We start from the raw sequence: 21237 nt of genomic DNA on the forward strand, positions 1-21237 counted from the left end.
GCAAGAGATCTCTTGCAATGCCCCACACAAGAACATAACATGAACACCATGAAGCAAAGCTTGTCTGACCGTCTGGCCCTGCTCTCCGATGCCGCCAAATATGATGCCTCCTGCTCCTCCAGCGGCGCAGGCAAACGGGATTCTGCGGCCAGCAAAGGGCTGGGGTCCGTCAGCAACGGCATCTGCCATGCCTTTACCCCGGATGGTCGGTGCATTTCCCTGCTGAAAATCCTGCTGACCAACTTCTGCATTTACGACTGCGCCTACTGCATCAACCGCTCCTCCTCCAACGTGCCGCGCGCGCGGTTCACGCCCGATGAGGTCATCTGGCTGACGCTGGAATTTTACCGGCGGAACTATATTGAGGGGCTGTTTCTCTCCTCCGGCATTATCCGCACGTCAGATGACACCATGAGCCAGATGGTGCGCGTGGCGCGGGAGTTGCGGCAGACGCACAAGTTCCGCGGTTATATCCACCTCAAGACTATTCCCAACGCCTCCCCCGCCTTGCTGGCGGAAGCCGGGCTGTATGCGGACCGGCTTTCCATCAATGTGGAAATGCCGACCGAGCGTGGGCTGGCGGACTACGCTCCGCAAAAACATGCGTCAGAAATCCGCCACTCCATGGGCGAGATGCGCACGCATATCGACGCCGCAAAAGACCGCACCCTGACGGGCCGCAAAGCCCCGCGCTTTGCTCCGGGTGGCCAGAGCACGCAGATGATCGTCGGGGCCGATCAGGCAACGGACCGGGATATTCTCTCCAGCAGTTCCTCGCTTTACACGGGTTACAGGCTGCGGCGCGTCTATTACTCGGCCTTCAGCCCCATTCCGGATGCCTCGGCCATTCTGCCCGTCAAAGCCCCGCCGTTGTTGCGCGAGCATCGGCTGTATCAGGCCGACTGGCTTTTCCGCTTTTACGGCTTCCAGTTTTCAGAAATCACGGCAAGCCGCCCCGATGGCATGCTGGACCTTGAGCTGGACCCCAAGCTGGCCTGGGCGCTGGCCAACCGCGCGATGTTCCCCATCGACCTCAACCGCGCACCGAAGGAAATGCTGCTCCGAGTGCCGGGCTTAGGCGTGCGTTCCGTGCAGGCCATTGTAGCGGCGCGCCGCCACCGGCAGTTGCGGCTGGAAGACCTCGCAAAGCTGAAAGTCTCCATCCGTAAGGTCAAACCTTTCCTCTACGCCACTGGCTGGTCCCCCGGCAGGCTGGCGGAACAGCAGAACCTCCGGCAGCTTTTTGTGCCGCAACCTCAGCAACTTGCTCTTTTCTGAAACGCGTTTTCTGATCATGGCCTACGGTTTTATCCTCGACGACCACACCTCTTTTTCCGCATGGCGGCCGCTGGCGCGCCAGTGCTTTCTGGCCGACCGCGCCCCGGAAGAAATTGAATGGCGCTGTGCCTCGGCAGAAACCACGCTGTTTGATACGCCGCTGGTCGCCCCCACGCCCAAAAACGGGGCACCGCCGCCTGTTTTGCGGAGCAAGTGCCTCGCTCTGCTGCGCTCCATTCTGCGCCATGCAGACCAGACGCGCTTTGCCCTCGCCTACCGCATTCTCTGGCGCGCGCAGACGGAACCGGCGCTCGCCAGCATCGCCACAGACCCGGACATTGCCCGCGCTCTGCACATGCACAAACAGGTGCGGGAAGATACGCATAAAATGACGGCCTATGTGCGCTTCCGTGAACATGGCGAGGCACAGAACGGCCGCCGGTCCTTTTACGCATGGTTTGAGCCGGACCATTACGTGTTGCCCAGCGTGGCCCCGTTTTTTTCAAAGCGATTTGTGGATATGGACTGGGTGATCCTCACCCCAAAAGGGTCTCTGGCATGGAATGGCGAGACCTGCGCCTTTAGCCCCACGCCCTGCGCCAAACCCAAATTGTCAGATGATATCGACCAGCTCTGGCAGACCTATTACGTCTCAACCTTCAACCCGGCCCGCATCAAGACCAAAGCCATGCTGTCTGAAATGCCACGCAAATACTGGAAAAACCTGCCGGAAACGCAGCTTATTCCGCAAATGCTGGCCGATGCACCGGCCCGCGTTGCCGCCATGGCCGCGCAACAACCCCGCCCGGCCCCGGCGTTTCACCACAAATTACAGGAGCGCCGGGCCTCTGCCGAGGGTCCTCCCCCGCGGCGCCTTCACCGCGAGGGATGAGGATCGTCCGCCTCAGGGCACAGAGGGCGGCGTGGGGTCTACTGTCAGGCGTTGCTTGCCGTTCATCAGCCGTTCGGCCTCATCATCACTCCCCACAGCGGGGGGAGAGCCACGCAGCGGCAGGCGGGCCGTTTCCCGCACCGTCAGCATGGTGAGCGCGCCAATGAGTGCGGCCCCCATCAGATACCATGCGGGCATATCCAGCATGCCGGTCCGCTTCACCAGCCAGGCCGTTACCAGCGGTGTGGTGCCCCCAAACAGGGAAACCGAGACGTTAAACGCCACTGAAAGCGCTGTATAGCGCACCGGCGTGTAAAACAGAGCCGGCAGTGTGGAGGGCATGGAACTGGTAAAACAGACCAGCGCCAGCCCCAGCAGCATCAGACCGCCAAAAATCTCGATGTCATTCCCGCTGCGGATAAGGTGCAGGCTCGGAATAGCCAGCACCACAAGCGCCACACATGCACTAATGACCATCGGGCGACGGCCCAGACGGTCACTGAAATAGCCACCCAGAACATTCAGCGGCATCATCAGCACCATCACCAGAATGATGAGCAGCAGCCCCTTGCTTTCAGGGTAGTTGAGCGTGACCGTCATATAGCTGGGGATGTAGGTGAGCAGCATATAGTCGGTCACGTTGAAGACCAGCACCAGCCCGATACATTTAAGCAACTGCCGCCAGTGGACCGTCAGCAGGTCACGCCAGCCCGGCTTTTCATGCTCGCGCTTTTCGGCTTCTGCGGCATAGGCCTGAAAGGCTGGGGTTTCTTCCAGCCGGGTGCGCATATAGAGGCCAATCAAGCCCAGCGGTCCGGCAATCAGGAACGGGATGCGCCAGCCCCAGCTGACCATATCGGCGTCACTCAGCGAGAACTGGAGCGTCATCACTGCCCCGGCCCCGGCAATGTAGCCCGCCAATGTCCCGAACTCGAGCCAGCTGCCCATCAGGCCGCGATTTCGGTCCGTGGAATATTCGGCAATAAACGTCGCGGCTCCGCCATATTCCCCGCCGGTGGAAAAGCCCTGCACCAGACGCGCCAGCAGCAGCAGGATGGGCGACCACACGCCAATATGCCCATAAGACGGAATCAGGCCAATGCAGAACGTGCCCAGCGCCATCATGATCATGGTAACAGCCAGCAGTTTCTGCCGCCCGTACCGGTCCCCCATCGGGCCGAACACCGCGCCGCCAATGGGGCGGACCAGAAAGGCCACCGTGAACGTCGCGAAGGTGGCAATCAGCTGGAGGGTCGGGTCTGATGAGGGGAAAAACACCTTCCCCAGCGTGACGGCAATATAACCGTACACACCAAAATCGAACCATTCCATCGCGTTGCCCAGCGCCGCGGCCCCCACGGCCCGCTTGAGCATATCGGTATCGACAACCGTAATATCGTCGGTCGTCAGGTGTTTTCGGCGCTTGAACCAGCCGAAATGCGCGTGAGAGTCGTGCTGGTCGCTCATGAGAAACAAACCCCTCCGCCTGTTTGCAGGTCTTGTTTACGAGGGGATTTTAGGGTGAATCTGTCACTATCTTCCTGTGTCATGCCCACATGAATACACAGCCATGCGTGGCATGTCGAAAAATGGGACACCCAGCCTTAATACGCGCAGGAAATCCGTCCCCCAATAAAGCGCGGTTCTCCGGGGATGTAGAAGTAGGTCGTCGTCGCCTGCCCGCCGCTTTCCGCAAAACGGCGGTTGAGGATATTGCGGGCATACACCGTGGCTTCCCACCGCCCGGAAGCGGAGCGAAAGGACACATGCGCTCCCAGCAGGAAATACGGCGGCAGGCGGTAAAACCCGGTGCCGCCCGGTGTTATGGCCTGACTGCCACGATACTGCCAGTCCGGCCCGAACTCCAGCGTATAAGCGCGCGCCAACGGTTGCCGCCACTCTGCCGAGCCATTCAGCGTCAGCTTGGGCTGGCCGTTATCCACCCCGCTAAAATTATCGTTAATGGCTTTCCACACACCATGCTGCGCGTAATAGGCGTTGGTCTTGGCGCGGTTCACCGTCGGGAAATCCTGAAAATTCCCCCGCTGCCAGCCAAGATTTTGCGTGAGATGCAAATGGCTGAACGGATGCGCCTCAATAGTGCCCTCAAACCCCCAGCTTTCGGATTTGGGAGCGTTTGTAATTTCGCTCAGCGGTCCGTAATTGGGAATCAGCACCGTGCCCAGAATCTGCTGATTGTGAAAATCGTTGTAAAACGCAGCACCATTGATGCGCAGCTTGTCCGGAATGGGGTCGGACTTAAAACCAACTTCATACGTCAGGACAGTTTCCGGCTTGAAGGGGTCAAGCTGTGCCTGAATCTGGGTATTGTTGGCGGTAAAGCCGCCGGGTTTGAAGCCCTTGCTCATTTTATAATAGACGAGCGCATGCTGGAGCATCTGCCAGGAGACGCCAACCTGCCCGGCAAACTGGTCAGACGTGGTGCTCTCACCGTGAAAATTCGTGGTTGCACCAGCAAAAATCTGAGATTTCAGACCCGTGATAGAGCGTTCATCCCGTTCATGCAGCAGACCGCCCCAGATCATCACGCCATGCGGCAGGCGATAGCTCACATGCCCGAATTCTGAGAGACTTTCGTGATTCAGACCAAAATTGGTCGCCATCATATAGCCGCGTGCAGGCGTGTAGTCTGTATAATCAAAGAAGAACCGCTGGTTCATCCGCGTGCGCTGATAATGCGCGCCCACCACCCATTGCAGCTTGTCCTGCGTGTTGGAGGAATGGAGCCGGAGTTCCTGCGTGAATGTATTGGCATCAATCGTGCGATACGTATCTGCCTGCGAGAGTGCGGTGCCGTCCTGATCAGTATATTCGCCCTGCCGTTCCGTCTCGAACGCGCTGATGGCACTGACGGTCAGTGGTCCGAAATCATGGTCGATATGCAGGTCCGCACCCCAGAACTGGTTATGTTCACTCGGCTTGATCCCTGCCTTACGGCCAATCAGTTTTGCAAATTCCGGGCGCGACGACCACTCCGCCTGCTGCCAGGATGCCATATCCGGCAGAGGCTGCGTGCCGATCAGCCGATGCACGGGCACCGCCGTTACAACCTCGCTGTTATCCTGCGTAAAATGTCCGCCCAGCAGAATGGTCGTGTGCGCATCCGGCTTCCAGCGCAATTTGCCGCGCAAAGCCCAGAGGTCCGCATCCCCCAGATGGTCGCCATTCAGCGGGTTGGTCTGCCAGCCGCCGCCATGCTGGGTCTGCCCGGCCAGACGGAAGCTCAGCCCACGCGCCAGCGGGCCGGAGACATACGCCTCGCTGCGGCTGCGGGCATAGGAGGCAATGTCCTCCGTCGCGCCAAAATGCCATGCGTCCGTGGGGTCATTGGTGTGCAGATGCACTTCCCCGGCCGTGTCAGACTGCCCGTGTTCCGTGCCCACCGGGCCGGGGGTTACACTCGCCCCGGCGAGGTCAAACATCATGCCGCTGGTCATGGAGGAATAGGGGAAGGCGACGTCATCCACATAGGTCAGCACGGGGGCCATGTTGTTCTGCGTGAAGTCATTAAACCCCACCCCGCGCAGATAGAAATTGGTGGAAGCCGTGCCGTTAATGCTCTGAATGGTCAGGTTGGGGGCTACCCGTTCCAGCCCGCGCAGCGTGACCACGCCCCGTTCCGTCAATCGCTCCGCCGTAATGCGCGTGGTAGCGTCCGGGATATGCTGGGCTTCCTGATACGCAAAATCATGCCGCCGCGCACTGACATCCACCGCCGTTGTCTGCCGCGCCATCACCGGGCCGGGCTTTGCCGTGCTGGCGTGCCGAACCGGGCCTGCACGATGGGCCTTACCATGAGACGCAGCCCCTTCAGCCTGCGCCGCAGCGCACCAGACAGGCATCATCCCCACCATGGTCAGCGCCGTGCTGAGCCTGCTCATCCGTCTGGTTACGCCCGCTTTACGGCGGGAGACAGCTTTTTGACCACGGTAGAAAATAAGACCACTCCTTCATGATCCTGAACCCGGCACGAAGAGACGGAGCCAGCCCTCCGCCCCCTCAGGCCTGTCAGAGAATGCAACGCGGGTGGCCAGCTTTAGTCACCCTGAAAAACAGCCTCCGTATGAAGGCTGCTCCCCCGCTCTTGCAAGCATGGAATGACGTTCAGGCTCTCTTTTCGCGCAACAGTCACATAAAGGCGTCACCTCAGAGCGGAAGCCTTAATAGCCTTTTGCGGGATCATACCGCAGGGGCACATCCTTCCCCTGCTCCAGCGTCTCCATAACAGACGCCACATACGCCGCCCGCGCCGGACGCGAGGAATCCGCTGCCGCGTGCGGGGTGATGATGACACGCGGATGCGTCCACAACGGCGAGGACGCAGGCAGGGGTTCCTTGTCAAACACATCCAGCACGGCCGTATGCAGTGTGCCGTCATTCAAGGCCCGCAGCAGATCGGCTTCCACCACCAGCGGGCCACGCCCCACATTAATCAACCCGGCTGGCTTGCGAAGCTGGGCCAGCACATCATACGTCACCATGCCGGTGGTCTCGGGCGTTTCCGGCAGCAGGCAGACCAGTGTGTCACACGCATGCAGAAAGCCGCTCAGGCCTTTGGTGCCTGCGTAACAGGTCACACCCTCCAGCGTTTTGGCATGCCGCGCCCAGCCAGACACCTGAAAACCCGCACGCGCCAGCCGCATGGCCACTGGAGCGCCAAGGCTGCCAAGGCCCATCACCCCCACCTTCATCTCGGCAGAGGTTCGGGCTGGTCCAGTCTGCCGCGTCCAGACCTTATCCTGCTGGCCCACGCGCCAGGTGGCTGCATCACGCAAAATGGAAAAGACGGCCCACAGCACGTAATCTTCCATCTGCAGGACGGGCTCTTCCCCGCCCATGCGGATCAGCGGCACGTTTTTAGGCCATGTCGGGTCACAGGTAATATGGTCCACACCCACGGCGGCACTCAGAATGGCTTTCAGATTGACCATTTTTGCCAGCCGCCCCGGCTCGGGCTTCCAGACCAGCGCGTAATCCACATGGGCGGGGTCCACCGTCGGGTCATCCCAGTCCCGCACCGCAAGCCGGGGCATGAGGCGGGCGAACAGGGCTTTCCATTCAGGAAGTGCTGCGGGGCCTCCCTGTTTGATGACCAGACACACCATGTTTTGCACTCCCCTTCTGCCAGACCTTTATGCCATCCACCGCACATCGCCATACTGGTCCGGCGCGACACTATAAGGCGCATTCACGTCGCTTTTCATGGGATCATACAACTGACCTGCCACGCCAGAGGCAACGTGCAAAAAACTCCATAAAAAAAGCCGGCCCCAACCTCGTAAAAGGTCGGAACCGGCTTTTCAAACCGCCCGGAAAGGCTGGCAGTCCTTTAAAAGACTGCCAGACCTACCGCGTTATTTTGCGGCGGCGTCATCCAGCGCATAAGCGCGGATGTAGTCACCAGAGCGGGTGCCAAGGCCACCGTGCCCACCGGCGGCAATCAGCACATACTGCTTGCCATTAACGGAGTAGGACATCGGCGTTGCCTGACCACCAGCGGGCAGACGGTCACGCCAGATCACCTTACCCGTGGCAAGGTCAATCCCGCGCAGATAGTCATCTGCCGTTGCGCCGATAAAGACCATGCCGCCCTTGGTCACAACGCTACCGCCAATATTATACATACCCGTGGGCAGCGGCAGGTTGTTGTGGGTGCGGAAAGGCCCGGTATCACGCGTGGTGCCAATCGGGTGCTGCCAGATGATTTTCTTCGTCACCAGGTCAATCGCCGTCATGGTGCCCCAGACAGGTCCCTTACAGGGGATCTGCAGCGGGTTCAGCCAGGGGTTGGTGTAGGCCACATACGGGGTGCCGTAATCCGGCGAGATAGCCAGAGCGTTCCCCTTGGGTGTGGGTTCATTGCCGTCACCATTCCATTTGGGCAGAGCGCCGCTCTGTTCCAGTCCGGTGCGGTGGTCCAGCTTGATGCGGAACGGCAGGTAGCTGGCATTGGCAAGCAGAACCTTACGAACCGGGTCAACCGTTGCACCCTGCCAGTCCACTACGCCGTAGAAGGCCGGATAAACAATGGTGGTTTTCCCAACGTGCGGGGGCGTAAACTGCCCTTCATACGCGGAGGATTTATACTGGATACGGCAGATGAGCTGATCCAGCAGCGTTGCCCCCCACATGTCCGTTTCTTTCAGATCCGGCGGGGTGAGAGAGGGCATGGCAACCGGGTACGGCTGGGTGGGAGACACATGGTCATCCGGTGCAATACCAGCTGTCGGAACCGGCTTTTCTTCAACCGGGTAGCCCGGAACAGGCTGGCCGGTGCGGCGGTCGAGCACGAAGAATTCGCCACGTTTGGTTGCCTGCACCAGTGCGGGAATGTTTTCGCCATTCGGGCCGGGCAGATCAACCAGAGACGGACCAGCCGGAATGTCCATGTCCCACAGATCGTGGTGCACGGTCTGGAAGGTCCATTTGCGTTCGCCGGTTTCAATATCCAGAGCAATGGTGGCGCTGGAGGTTGCTTCGTCAAACGGGCGACGTGTGCCACCCCAGTTATCCGGCGGGGAGTTCCCCGTGGGGATGTAGAGCAGGCCGAGTTCCGGATCTGCCGTATACACGCCCCATGCGTTGGGGGTGTCACGCGTCAGCTCGTCATTCGGGCCGGGCTTCCAGTTTTCCGGCGTGTGGCCAGCATCCCAGGCCCATGCCAGTTCACCCGTCATCGGGTCAAACGCACGGACAGCACCAGAGGGTTCAAAGTTGGCCTGGTTATCCATCACCCAGCCACCCAGAACCACGCGGTCTTTCACAACCAGCGGCGGAGAGGTGACGAAGTGGAAGCCAAGCGGCACATTGCCCAGATAGGTGCGCAGGGAAATGGACCCGTGCTCGCCAAAATCATCACACGGCTTGCCGGTTTCCGCATTCACAGCCACCAGACGCACATCGGCCGTGGGGGAGAAAATGCGCTTCGGGCAGGAGGTCTGAGCGCCTTCCGGGGCCTGATAATAGGACACGCCACGGCAGGCCAGATACACGTTTGCCGCCACATCCTTTTTGTCGGGATGCGGGTCATACGTCCATTTGATCTTACCGGTTGCGGCGTCCATGGCCACAATCCAGCTGTGGGGCGTACACATATACAAGGTGTCATCCACCTTGATGGGGGTCACCTCAAGGTTGAACTCATGCCCCTGATCCGGGCCAGCCACAGCGGCTTCACCCGCGCGGGCGGTGTCACCCGTCTGCGTCTGCCAGGCCAGCTTCAGGTGAGAGACGTTCTGCGGGGTGATCTGGCTCAGCGGAGAATACCGGTCCCCATGCGCCGTGCGACCGTAATAATGCCAGTCAGCATTGGCGATGTTGTTATCGGTCTCGGCAGTCGGGTCACTCGCGGCCATACGCTCGGGGGACAGGGTGCCGTTGATGGAATAGGACGTAAAGCAGCTTGCCAGCAGCACGACGCCGGTTACGGCAACGCTGCCCAGAAGGGCTGCTTTATCCGCCATCCAGCCGCGGCCTGTTGCCCATACAGCCGGAACCAGCAGCCACACACCAAACACCAGGAAGGTGATAAGACGAACTTCAAGACCCCAGATGTTCAGGCCCGTTTCGGCCAGCGCCCACACAAGGGTCACCAGCATAAGGGCGGCATAAACAAGCGGTGCCGTCTTTGGCCGCACAAGGCCAAGAACGCCCGTTACAATCAGGACAAGACCGGCAAACAGGTAGAACAGCGAACCGCCAAGGAACGCGAGCTGCCCGCCTGCGATGACGAGGTATAGCCCCACCAACGCAAGCGCTACACCGGTTATAAGCCCTAATGACCTCGTTAAGGTCGGCTTCATTTTAACCTCACAATTTTTTATGCATTAACGACAGAATTTTACCAAAATCTTTATGATACCCTGTTCCTTTTCCTTTTCTGTCAGCGTCTCACTGTCCCTTGCTACTGATCATTCATTCAGACAAGCTTTAAATAACTTTTGTGTGATTTATAAAATGATCACCTGTTCGTGATACGCTGTCCTTCCTAAACATCTTCATTAGTGGATGCGACGTTCCACTACGCTGGCCATAAGCGCAGGCCGCGCTGTGTAGGATGTGTTTGAAACCGTTGCCAATTAAAAAGTATCAGTCCGTTATGCCCCGCTCCGTATTGTTCGCCCTTTTCAGCCCTCTCTCCCCGCGCAAAATCCTGTGCCCAACGGATATTTTTCCTATTCGTCAGGCTGCGTTCTTTACGATTCTGGCGGGGCTCTCCGGTGTCTCCACCGCGAAGGCGGCGGATATTCCTCTGGCTATTATCGGCCCGCATGAATACGATCTTCCGGTCGATTTCAAGCCTTTTAATGTTCTGGTCCAGTATGGGGACGGCAATGCGGCCGGATCGACCTATAACAGCCAGGGCGCACGCAAGGCGCAGGGCGGCAGCCACACCTGGGCAGGCATGACAAAATACGTGCATTTCAGGAGTTTTGACGCCCTCCCCCATGTCGGCTTTGCGTTTGAAGTCATCCAGACCGAATCCTACACGCTGGCCAACGGCACCAATTATGGCGGGCTTGGCGGCACCATCAGCGGCCCGGCGGTGTGGTTCAAGCCCAATAAACACAGCACCTTCGGGATTCAGACCTTTTTACAAACCCCCAGCGGCACGCGGGACGCCCTTGCCACCCATTACTGGTCCAACCTCTCCAGCTTCATTTTTGACTATGAATGGAAGCATTTCAGCTTTGATGGTGATCTTGGCGCCATCGTCAACATGACAAAACACGTTGATGGGCAACATAGTTACACACCCGGCACAACATTCCACAGCAACCTGCGCTTCAGCTGGAAAGCCCACCGCGTGGTTGAACCCTTCCTGGCGTTTGACTGGCAGAATACCGCCGGCACGCGGGACCGCACCGTGCAGAACTGGATTGATAATTCCAGCAGCCGGGAGGTCGCCATGGGGGTGGGCGCCATGTTCACGCTGACCAAAAACATCAGCCTGACAACGCGTTATTCCCACAGCGTGGAAGGCCGGAATACGCCGGAAACCAACGCCTACTACATGAAATTCGTTTATCTCTGGTGAAAATCTCAGGGAACCACTCGAAATTCCCGTAAGACCCCACCGAGCAAGCTACTGTTTTCAAAAAAGAATTCAGACACAGCTTCTCTCTATCCGGACAAAAAATTCAGCATTGTTGAATTTAAAACCCTCAGTGAAAACTTTTATGTTTCACGAAATCTATCCGCCTCAAGAGACGACTCCGCTCTCCCCCTAATCTATCCCCTATCCCTCAGCGCGCTCTAAAGCTCCGCCCGTTTCCTTTTCTGCACGACGCATCTCTCTTCCTCACCACCTGCTTTGCACCGTGTTGTGCACCGCGCCGATCCCGACCGCACGCATCAGGGGCGTTAAGGTTCTGACAGACAGACCGCACCCACCATTCCGCACCCCGGCACAATGGGCGCGCACCCCTTCAGTTGCGCCTCCACCCGGAAGCATGAGGCCATCCGCCCCCCCTTCCCGCTGGCTGCAACCGCTCAGAAAAAGCCCCTCCGGACCGGCTCTGGCCCCGGAAAGCCAATTCATTCCGCAGGGTAGGCATTTCCGGCATGGCATGCTTTTATCCCCACACCGGAACAGTCTGTTCCACAAAACGACGGGGGAGGAGCTTCAGTTCCCGCCCCCGACCAGGATATAGGAAGATTTCATGACAGTTCGCCGTCATGCCAAATTGTCACGTCGTGTGGCTCTGCTTCTGTCTGCCGGCCTCGGCCTGAGCAGCGTTGCAGGCGTTGCCCGTGCAGACACCGCCCCGCAGGCCGCAGCTCCCACGGCTGTGCCCCCGGCCTCCTTTGGCACATGGGGTGTCGATCTTGCCGGGCGTGACACCGCAGAAAAGCCGGGCAACGACTTCTTCAAATACGCCAACGGCACCTATCTGGATCACCTGACCATTCCGTCAGACATGACCAGCTATGGCCCGTTCAACGCGCTGGCTGAACTCTCCCGCACGCGGGTGCAGAGCATCCTGAACGACCTCTCCGCTCACCCGGTCAAGCACCCCAGGAGCATTGAGGAAAAGCTGGGCACCTTCTACGCCTCCTTCATGGATGAAAAATCCATCGAGAAGCAGGGCACGAAGCCCATGAAGGGCGATCTGGACAGCATCCTGAAGATGCGCGACGCCAAAGCGTTTGCAACGCTCTCCGGTTCTGCGTCCACCAACTTCATGACGTCCCCGTTCTCTCTGGGCATCAACCCGGACGCCAAGGACCCGACCCGCTACGCGCTGGACGTGGATCAGGCCGGGCTGGGCCTGCCGGACCGTGACTATTATCTGAAGCCGGAATTCGCCGCCAAGCGCGCCGCCTATCAGACCTACATCACGCAGGCGCTCACGCTGATCAAATGGCCGGAACCAGCAAACGCCGCTGCCGCCATTGTGGCGTTTGAAACCAAACTGGCCGAAGTCCACTGGGCCCGCACCGACCTGCGCGACCCGCAGAAAACCTACAACCCGATGACGGTGGCCGCGCTGGCCAAAGCCGCTCCGGGCTTTGACTGGGTTGCCTGGCTGACCGCCGCTGGCCTGCCGACGGACGGGCTTGAAAACCGCACCGTGATTGTGGGTGAACCCACGGCCATTACGGGTGAAGCCGCCATTCTCGCCACCGCAGATATCGGCCTGCTTCAGGCATGGCAGGCGTTCCATACGGTAGAAAACGCCACCACCTACCTGCCGGACGCCTTCGTGCAGGCCCGCTTTACGTTCAACAAAGCCCTGTCCGGCCAGCCGGCTCTGCCCGTGCGCTGGAAGCGTGGCGTGCAGGCTACCAGTGCCGCCATGGGCATGGCGCTGGGCAAGGTCTATGTGGAGCGCTACTTCCCCGCAGAAAACCGCACCGCCATGCAGAAGCTGACGGGGGACCTGAAGGACGCCTTCCGCATCCGCCTCCAGCACAACACATGGATGAGCAAGGAAACGCGGGAAGCCGCCCTGCGCAAGCTGGAAAACTTTGAAGTTCAGGTCGGCTACCCGAACGAATGGCGCGACTACTCCACCCTGAACGTCACCAAGGGTGATGTCTACGGCAACGCCAAAAACGGCATTGCGTTTGAGTGGGATTACTGGCTGGCCCGTCTGGACAAGCCGGTGGACCGGAACGAATGGGACATGACGCCCCAGACGGTGAACGCCTACAACAACCCGCTGTTTGATCAGGTTGTGTTCCCCGCCGCCATCCTGCAGCCGCCGTTCTTCAACCCGCAGGCCGACGCCGCCGTGAACTACGGGGCCATTGGCGGGGTGATTGGTCATGAAATGACCCACTCCTTCGATGATGAAGGCCGCCAGTTTGACGAACATGGCCGCCTGCGTGACTGGTGGACCAAGGCCGATGCCGCCCGCTTCCAGAAGCTGGCTGATCGCCTCGGTGCGCAGTACGATGCATTTGAAGTGCTGCCGGGCGTGCACGTCAACGGCAAGCTGACCATGGGCGAGAACATTGCTGACCTTGGTGGCCTGACGTTGGCTCTGGATGCGTATCATGCCTCTCTGGGCGGTCAGCCTGCTCCGGTTATTGATGGCCTGACGGGTGACCAGCGCGTGTTCCTCGGCTGGGCACAGGTCTGGCGCGAGAAGCTGCGTGACGACACGGTCAAAAACCTGATCGTGACCGACCCGCACTCCCCGCCGGAAGCGCGTGTGAACATCCCGATGCACAACATTGATGCCTGGTATAAGGCATGGGATGTCAAACCGGGTCAGGCCCTGTATCTGACGCCGAAGCAGCGCGTGAAAATCTGGTAATAAACCAGCTTTTAAGCACGAGCAGAAAGGGGGCGGCACCTTACGGGGAGCCGCCCTTTTTTTGGGCTCAGGCCGCCTGCATCCGCCGCTCCGGGCATGCCAGACCGGGGGCGTAACCTTGTTTCTGCGCCCCCGGTCCGCTAACCATGGAGAAAGAACGGTCACGCAACAGAGCTGCTGGAGCGGGGCCGGGGACCGACTGAGGTCATCCCCCGTCCACGAAAAAGAGCCGCCGATGCCTGACATGCCGAACCGCCTTTATCCCGCAGCGCCGCAGACCGAGCAGCCACCGCATACCCATGCCGCTCCGGCCAGCCCTGCCCAGACCCACCCCGCACAACAGAGTGCCGAGCCCCCAGAACCAGCCACAACTCTATGCCCTCCCACCCGCCGCCATGTGGTGCAGGGTCTGGGCACCGGAGCCGCCGCGCTGGCATTGGGCACGGTGGTTGCCCCCGCTGACGCGCAGGCGGCAGCGGACCACGCTGCACCGGGAACCGCCCCGTCCACACATCCAGCTCCGCCCATCCAGCCCAACACCCCACGCTTTTTCAGCCCGGCGGAATTTGCCTTGCTGAGCGCGGCGTGTGAGCGGATTTTCCCGGCGGATGCGCAGGGACCGGGGGCTATCGCACTGGGCGTGCCGCACTTTATTGATGGGCAGATGGACACCCCGTGGGGCCGTGGGGAATTGTGGTACATGCAAGGCCCGCACCGCCCGGATGCCCCGGCCAATCTGGGCTATCAGCTCCCCTACAGCCCGCAGCAAATTTATAAAGTGGGACTGGCAGGCGTGATCGCATGGGTAAAACAGACCCATCAGGCCGCGTTTGAAACCCTTGCGCCAGAGGTGCAGGACAGTATTCTGACCGCGCTGGAACAGAACGCCACGCAGTTTGACGCCCTCCCCGCTGCCACCTTTTTTGAACAACTCCGGTCCGACACGATCGAGGGAGCCTTTGCCGACCCCCTCCACGGCGGCAACCGCCACATGGCGGGCTGGCTGATGATGGGCTTCCCCGGTGCGCGGGGTGATTACATGGACTGGGTAGACCGGTATGACACCCCCTACCCCTACGGCCCCGTTTCCATTGCCGGGGAGACTGCGGACCATGGCTGAAAAAACTCTTCCCCCCGTGGATGTTGTGGTGGTTGGCAGCGGCTGGGCTGGCAGCATCATGGCCAAGGAGATGTGCGAGGCAGGCCTTTCCGTCGTCATGCTGGAACGCGGTAAACGCCGTTCCACGGCACGGGATGGCGCGTATCCGTCCTCCCTGGATGAGCTGGAAGGGGCTGTCCGTTACAAGCTGTTCCAGAACCCGGCGCAAACGACTGTGACAGTCCGCAATCGCTCGGATCAGGAAGCTGTGCCGTATCGTCGGCTGGCGGCGTTCCTGCCGGGTGCCGGTGTAGGTGGTGCAGGGCTGCACTGGACGGGCGTGCATTTCCGCGCGCCGCCGCAGGACCTCCGCCTGCGCAGTCATGTTATTGAACGCTATGGCCGGAAGTTTATCCCCGAAGGCATGAACCTTCAGGATTACGGCGTGACGTATACGGAACTGGAACCGTTTTTTGATAAAGCGGAAAAAGTCTTCGGCACATCGGGTGAAGCGTATACGGTCAATGGCAAAGCGACTGGCAAGGGCAACATTTTTGCACCTGACCGCTCGGATGACTTCCCGCTGCCGCCGCTGAAAGACGTTTATACCGCGCACCTGTTCCGCCATGCCGCGACAGAGGCCGGGTATCACCCCTACGCCATGCCCGCCGCCAATGCGTCCCAGCCTTATACAAACCCGTATGGCGCGCAGATGGGGCCGTGTAACTTTTGTGGCTATTGCAGCGATTATGCCTGTTACATGTATGCCAAGGCGTCACCCAACGTGAACATCATGCCCGCCCTCCGGCGGCATGAAAACTTCACGCTCCGCAGCAACGCGCATGTCTTGAAAGTGCTGCTGGACTCCACAGGCAAGAAAGCCACAGGTGTTGTCTATCAGGATGCCGAGGGCAACCACATTACCCAGCCTGCCGGGCTGGTTATTCTGGCGGCCTTCCAGTTCCATAACGTCCACCTCATGCTGCTTTCCGGTATTGGCAAAGCGTATGATCCTGCAAGCAACACGGGCACGGTGGGCCGCAACTTTACCTATCAGAACATCACCAACAGCACCGTCTGGATGCCGCCCACCCGCAGCACGGACCAGTTTATCGGCTCCGCTGGCGGTGTTGCGATAGATGATTTCAACAGCGACAATTTTGACCACGGGCCGCTCGGCTTTATTGGTGGCTCGCCGTTGTGGGTCAATCAGGCCGGGGTGAAACCCATTGCCGGGGCCAAAGCCTCCACACCGGGCGCGCCGCGCTGGGGCAGTGCATGGAAAAAGGCGGCGATTGATACGTATCGCCACTCCTTCACCATCAATGCGCAAGGCTCCAACATGGCCTACCGCGATGTGTATCTGGACCTCGACCCCACATGGCGCACCAGCTACGGCCAGCCCATGCTGCGCATGACGTTTGACTGGAAAGATAACGACATCCGCATGAACCGCTACGTCATCAGCCAGCTTGCCAACGTGGTGAAAGCCCTTGGCGCGCAGGATGCCCATTACGGCATGCGGGAGCCGGGCAAACCGTTTGACGTGCGGGACTATCAGACCACGCATCTGTGCGGCGGTGCCGTGATGGGGGAGGACCCGAAAACCTCAGCCCTCAACCGCTATTTGCAAAGCTGGGACGTGCCGAACGTGTTCGTCGTGGGGGCCAATGCCTTCCCGCAGGGCATGGGCTACAACCCCACGGGGCTGGTCGCCGCCCTCGCCTACTGGTCCGCCCACCATATCCGCACCCAATGGCTAAAGGGCAATGGCGGCCCACTGGTGGCGCTATGAGCCGTTTTGCAAACCAGCGTAAGAGCAAAAGCTTTTCTGAATCTCTTTTGTCTGGTCTGGCACTTGCCACAATCCTCGCCACTCCGGTTTTTGCGGCGGCAGCACCGTCTGCCCCCTCAGGCGCTGACACTGGCTCAGACACCAGCGCAGGCGCTTCCACGAGCACGAACGCTCAGGATCTGATTACCAAAGGCCGCTACGTCGCCGCAGCAGCGGACTGCGCGGCGTGCCATACCGTGCCCGGCTCCGCTTCTTTTGCCGGGGGGTATGCGTTCCAGTTGCCTATTGGTACGCTGTATTCTTCCAACATTACGCCGGATAAAACCAACGGCATTGGCAACTGGACGGAAGCGCAGTTTATCCGCGCCATTCGGGAAGGCGTGCGGCCTGATGGGGCAGCGCTGTACCCGGCCATGCCCTTCCCCTCCTACGCCCGCATGACGGACGAGGATCTGCACGCGCTGTATGCCTACTTCATGCATGGCGTGCAGCCGGTGGCGCAGGCCGTGCGACCTAATGGCATCCCGTGGCCGCTTTCCATGCGCTTTCCGCTGACGGTGTGGCGGTGGGTGTTTGCGCCCTCACCTGATGCAGCCCGAAAATCAGCCGAGCGCAGCTTCCCCACCCCGGAACTGGCGCGGGGCGCGTATCTGGTGGAAGGCCCCGGCCACTGCGGCGCGTGCCACACCAAACGCGGCCTCGCCATGCAGGAAACCGCGCTGACGGCACAGGACGGCCCGCAGTATCTGGCAGGCGGTGCGGCAGTAGATGGCTGGACCCCGCCCTCTCTGCGCGAAGACCCCCGCACGGGTCTGGGCGCATGGAGCGTGGCGGATCTGACCGCCTTCCTGCGCACGGGCCGGAACATGCGGGGCAGCGCCTTTGGCAACATGGACACGGCGGTGCATCACGGCACGCAATATCTGACGGATGATGATCTGGCAGCCATGGCCCGCTACCTTAAGGCCCTGCCCGCTGCCAATGGCGCAGAACAAAACTGGCAGACAGACCCGGCCGCCACGCGCGCCCTCCGCGCAGGCGGCAAGCTGACAAAGGGGCAGCGGCTCTATCTGGATAACTGCGCCGCCTGCCACCGCAGCACCGGCGCAGGCTACGCCCCGGCCTTCCCCCCGCTGGCGGGCAATCCGGTGGTGATGAATGCCGCGCCGGACTCCCTTATTCATATCGTTCTGACGGGTGCCACCCTGCATGGCACGCAGGCAGCACCCTCCGCCTTTACCATGCCGGGCTTTGGCAAGCGGCTGAGTGATGCGCAGGTGGCGGCTGTCGTCACCTTTATCCGCCACGCATGGGGGAATGATGCCTCTGCCGTCAGCGATGTGGATGTGGCCCATCTGCGCAAGCGGCTGACACCCTCCACCATGCAGAGCGCGCCGCCCACCCCGATTGACCCGGCCCCGGCGCAGCCCGGCTCCGCCCCCAGGGCACCGGAACAGGATGTCTCGCAGGACACATCAAAGCCCGCAACAGGCCCGGTTCCCACAGGCCACCTGCCGCCAGAAGATGCATTACACAGCGCCCCGCAGCCTGCTATGAAGGCAAATTAGGATTCAGGGTGGCAACAATGCAGAAGCAATGGCAAAATAGCCGCTTCAACCGGTCAGCCACTGGCACGGTTTTTGCGGAGGAGAGATCCGGCACTTCATGACGGCGAAGCTCAGCCCTTCTTCGCGCAGGCGGGACGGGCAGGAACCACGACTGGTTCCCCCTTCCGCATCCGGCACCGCACGCGCTGCCACGCCGCCACCTGCCCCGCAGGATGGTGAACGGGACCGGCTGACCGCCTCCCCCACGCCCGTCGCCCGCCCGGCTTCCGGCTATCGCCGCGTAAAAGGCACCTCCACGCCAATTATCCGCCGGGAAGTTTACGCCGAGCCCACCATAGGCCCGGTGCTGACGGCCTCTGCCCTGGCGCATTTCCTGCTGCTGGGGGCCCTGCTGTGGCAGGCCGCGCACCATCAGCCGCATGGCACACCGGATGGCCAGCAGCCCTCGCCAGTGGAAATGGTCTTCGCGCAGCCGGAATCCACCAGCGGCATGGTCGGCCCGCATTCTGACGAGGCCGGTGGCGGCAACTCCGGCAAGGCCCCCAGCAAGGCGGGACAGGCTGAACCGACCCCGGCGGAAGGGCCGCCCTCCCCCACCGTGCCCTCAGAAGAAACGCCGGCCACTCCGCCGCTGCCGGAAGCGGATGACGGGCTGACCAAATCCGTGCCGCAGCCGCCCAAACCGGTGAAGGCCGCGCACCCGCCCTCCGGCCACAAGCCGCAGGCGCATGCGGTGCCGCGCCCCACGACGCACGCCCGCCCATCCCAGACGCCCAGCCGCCACGCGGCCTCCCCGTTTGATAACCCAATGGACCTCTCCTTCAACGAGGCCCCGGCCCCGCGCCGCTCCCGCCACGGCAGACCGGGTGGTTCTGGCGGCCCGATTGACCTTTCCGTTGGCCCCGTGGTGGAGAACGGCCAGATTAACGCGCACTACACCTCCCGCACCTCTGTGCGGGGTGTGAGCGATGATTATGGTGAGCAGATTAACGAGTGGATTCAGCGCCACATGTACTACCCGGAAGAGGCCGCCCGAAACGGGGAAGAAGGCAGTTCCTCCGTGCATGTGGTGCTGGACCGCACGGGCCGCGTGAAGTCCGTCTATCAGACAGGTTCAGCCGGCTCCTACTATCTGGATGCCGCGACCTCCGGCATGTTCCGCGGCTCCCAGCTCCCGCCTGTCCCCCCGGATATGAAGGGCAACCATTTTGATATTGATCTGACGATTAATTATATTTTGATTAGGCATTGAAGGCGCGAGACGGGAAATGTAGTCTTCTAGTCATAAATTTTCCACGACTAGAAATACTATTTTCCCGCCTCTCTACTCTTGCAAGAGCGTCAGTTTTGGCAGAAGAGTAAAAACTGACGCTCCCAAACAGGTCCTTGTGATTTCTGGCATAATGCTAGCTGAACATCCTTCACTTCTGGGGATAAAATATCTAGCTAACCTTTGATATATCGATATCATTTTCGATAGCGAATATTACTTTTGGATCTTGTACTTCATACATAATGGATCCATTTTCTTGGCCTATGGATGAAATAAGACCTATTTTTTCCATACCGCTTACATAATTATTGGCAGACCCACCGCTTACACCCGATTTAGTGCTCAATTGGTTTCGCGTGAACTTAACAGATTTTACACGCAGAAGGTGATGTATATATGAATACACATCCATTGCATTATCTCGAACCCCCTCTTTCCTTGGGTAATATTCAAAATAATCAAACGTTTTGACGAAATCTAAAATTCCATCATTAATAGCCTGCGATGTTATTTTTGTAGAATTGTTATTTATAGAATATTGTTTCCTTATGATTCTATCAAAAAGATGCCAGAGATCACGAGGGTTTTTATTTGATAATGAAAATATCTTTTTATACAGACTATCATCTACATTTTTGTCAAAAATATACCTGTAATTATTAATTTTTTCTCCAGAAAAATACCCCATTCTTTTGTTTAGAGCATTTTCTAAATCGTTAATTTCCCACATTATATGTTCTACATTCATTTTCTGTGTTCTTATATTGTATTTATTTTTTACCATGTCATATGGTATTTTCCATATTGATGTTATTATTTGCACAGAATCAGAAATATGAAGTTTGGTTTCTTGAAGAATACCTTTAATAAAATCAGATATTTTTTCTGCATCACCGCCAAGACGGGAATCTTCATCCAATTTGTCAATCATAATTATTAAGCGAGTATATCCAATTTTGTTTATTAATTCAGATATTTTTTTCAACGTATATATAGAGTTTTTCACGTTAACATAATTAGAATCTTGCTTTAAAAATATATCTTGAAAATATTCTTTTATTTTTGACAAATCTAATTTTGAATTATGAGCTCCAATTGCATTAGAAATTAATTCAGAAACAAAATTCTGACTCGCAGTTAGGAACAAATTAGCTGGTTTTTTTATTATACCATATATAAAATAATTAAATCTTTTTATAGGAGAATTTTGTATTTTTTCTATAACTCTTTTTATTTCTGATTTTGTTGTTATGCTTGTGAAATTTTCATAAAGATAAGATAAAAGAATTTTATCTTTGTCATCAAGTTTCTTTATCTTTTTCGGATTTTCAAGAACTTTTTTTAGTATTTCTTCTGACGCGCTACTAATGATTAACTTATATATTTCCGTTTCAGAATAAGATATTGCTATATCTGTAAAATCATTTACATCAATTAATATCCATTCTTTTTCTACACTCCTAGACAAGTCATATAGAGATGCAGTTTTGCCAGACCCTCGCTCTCCAACGAGAATCATACCTAAGAGCCCTTTTGGAAATTCGCT

13 protein-coding genes are annotated in these 21237 nt (G+C 58.4%); 8 read left to right on the forward strand and 5 right to left on the reverse strand.

The features are described 5' to 3' along the window. Nucleotides 1–48: 48 nt before the first annotated feature. On the forward strand, nucleotides 49–1278 hold the full coding sequence (locus tag AD928_RS03085; protein ID WP_062143064.1) for a putative DNA modification/repair radical SAM protein: 1230 nt from the start codon (nucleotides 49–51) through the stop codon (nucleotides 1276–1278). 16 nt (nucleotides 1279–1294) lie between these two features. Then, a complete protein-coding gene (locus AD928_RS03090) occupies nucleotides 1295–2170 on the forward strand; it encodes a TIGR03915 family putative DNA repair protein (RefSeq protein WP_062248197.1) in 876 nt (291 codons plus the stop codon). Between the two features lie 12 nt (nucleotides 2171–2182). Here the strand turns inward: AD928_RS03090 and proP are convergent, their stop codons facing one another. From proP to AD928_RS03110, 4 genes are all read right to left on the reverse strand, one after another. Next, a complete protein-coding gene (gene proP, locus AD928_RS03095; protein WP_062143005.1) occupies nucleotides 2183–3637 on the reverse strand; it encodes a glycine betaine/L-proline transporter ProP in 1455 nt (484 codons plus the stop codon). Between the two features lie 137 nt (nucleotides 3638–3774). Next, nucleotides 3775–6072, reverse strand: coding sequence for a TonB-dependent receptor (locus AD928_RS03100; RefSeq protein WP_233419914.1), 2298 nt, complete (start codon nucleotides 6070–6072; stop codon nucleotides 3775–3777). A 279-nt stretch (nucleotides 6073–6351) separates the two neighbouring features. Continuing rightward, nucleotides 6352–7296: a 2-hydroxyacid dehydrogenase gene (locus tag AD928_RS03105; RefSeq protein WP_062248187.1), complete on the reverse strand. Its 945-nt coding sequence runs from the start codon at nucleotides 7294–7296 to the stop codon at nucleotides 6352–6354. A gap of 249 nt (nucleotides 7297–7545) precedes the next feature. After that, complete coding sequence (locus AD928_RS03110; RefSeq protein ID WP_062248189.1) at nucleotides 7546–9993, reverse strand: membrane-bound PQQ-dependent dehydrogenase, glucose/quinate/shikimate family; 2448 nt, start codon at nucleotides 9991–9993, stop codon at nucleotides 7546–7548. 296 nt (nucleotides 9994–10289) lie between these two features. Between AD928_RS03110 and AD928_RS03115 the strand changes: the two genes are divergently transcribed. From AD928_RS03115 to AD928_RS03140, 6 genes are all read left to right on the forward strand, one after another. Further along, nucleotides 10290–11228, forward strand: coding sequence for a transporter (locus AD928_RS03115; protein ID WP_082779707.1), 939 nt, complete (start codon nucleotides 10290–10292; stop codon nucleotides 11226–11228). 625 nt (nucleotides 11229–11853) lie between these two features. Continuing rightward, a complete protein-coding gene (locus AD928_RS03120) occupies nucleotides 11854–13956 on the forward strand; it encodes a M13 family metallopeptidase (RefSeq protein WP_062248191.1) in 2103 nt (700 codons plus the stop codon). A 235-nt stretch (nucleotides 13957–14191) separates the two neighbouring features. Further along, a complete protein-coding gene (locus AD928_RS03125) occupies nucleotides 14192–15076 on the forward strand; it encodes a gluconate 2-dehydrogenase subunit 3 family protein (RefSeq protein ID WP_233419915.1) in 885 nt (294 codons plus the stop codon). After that, entirely contained in the window at nucleotides 15069–16850 is a 1782-nt protein-coding gene (locus AD928_RS03130) for a GMC family oxidoreductase (protein WP_062248193.1), read from the forward strand. Before AD928_RS03125 ends, AD928_RS03130 begins: the two co-directional genes overlap by 8 nt. After that, nucleotides 16847–18418, forward strand: coding sequence for a c-type cytochrome (locus AD928_RS03135; protein WP_082779708.1), 1572 nt, complete (start codon nucleotides 16847–16849; stop codon nucleotides 18416–18418). Before AD928_RS03130 ends, AD928_RS03135 begins: the two co-directional genes overlap by 4 nt. Nucleotides 18419–18515: 97 nt before the next feature. Then, the gene (locus AD928_RS03140; protein WP_062248194.1) at nucleotides 18516–19670 is read left to right on the forward strand and encodes an energy transducer TonB; all 1155 of its coding nucleotides are present in this window, start codon (nucleotides 18516–18518) and stop codon (nucleotides 19668–19670) included. Nucleotides 19671–19860: 190 nt separating this feature from the next. Here the strand turns inward: AD928_RS03140 and AD928_RS03145 are convergent. Beyond that, nucleotides 19861–21237, reverse strand: a 1377-nt coding sequence (locus AD928_RS03145) for a P-loop ATPase, Sll1717 family (protein WP_209436650.1), incomplete at its 5' end; no start/stop codon positions are given.

It is taken from the genome of Acetobacter cerevisiae (assembly GCF_001580535.1).
Lineage (GTDB): Bacteria > Pseudomonadota > Alphaproteobacteria > Acetobacterales > Acetobacteraceae > Acetobacter > Acetobacter cerevisiae.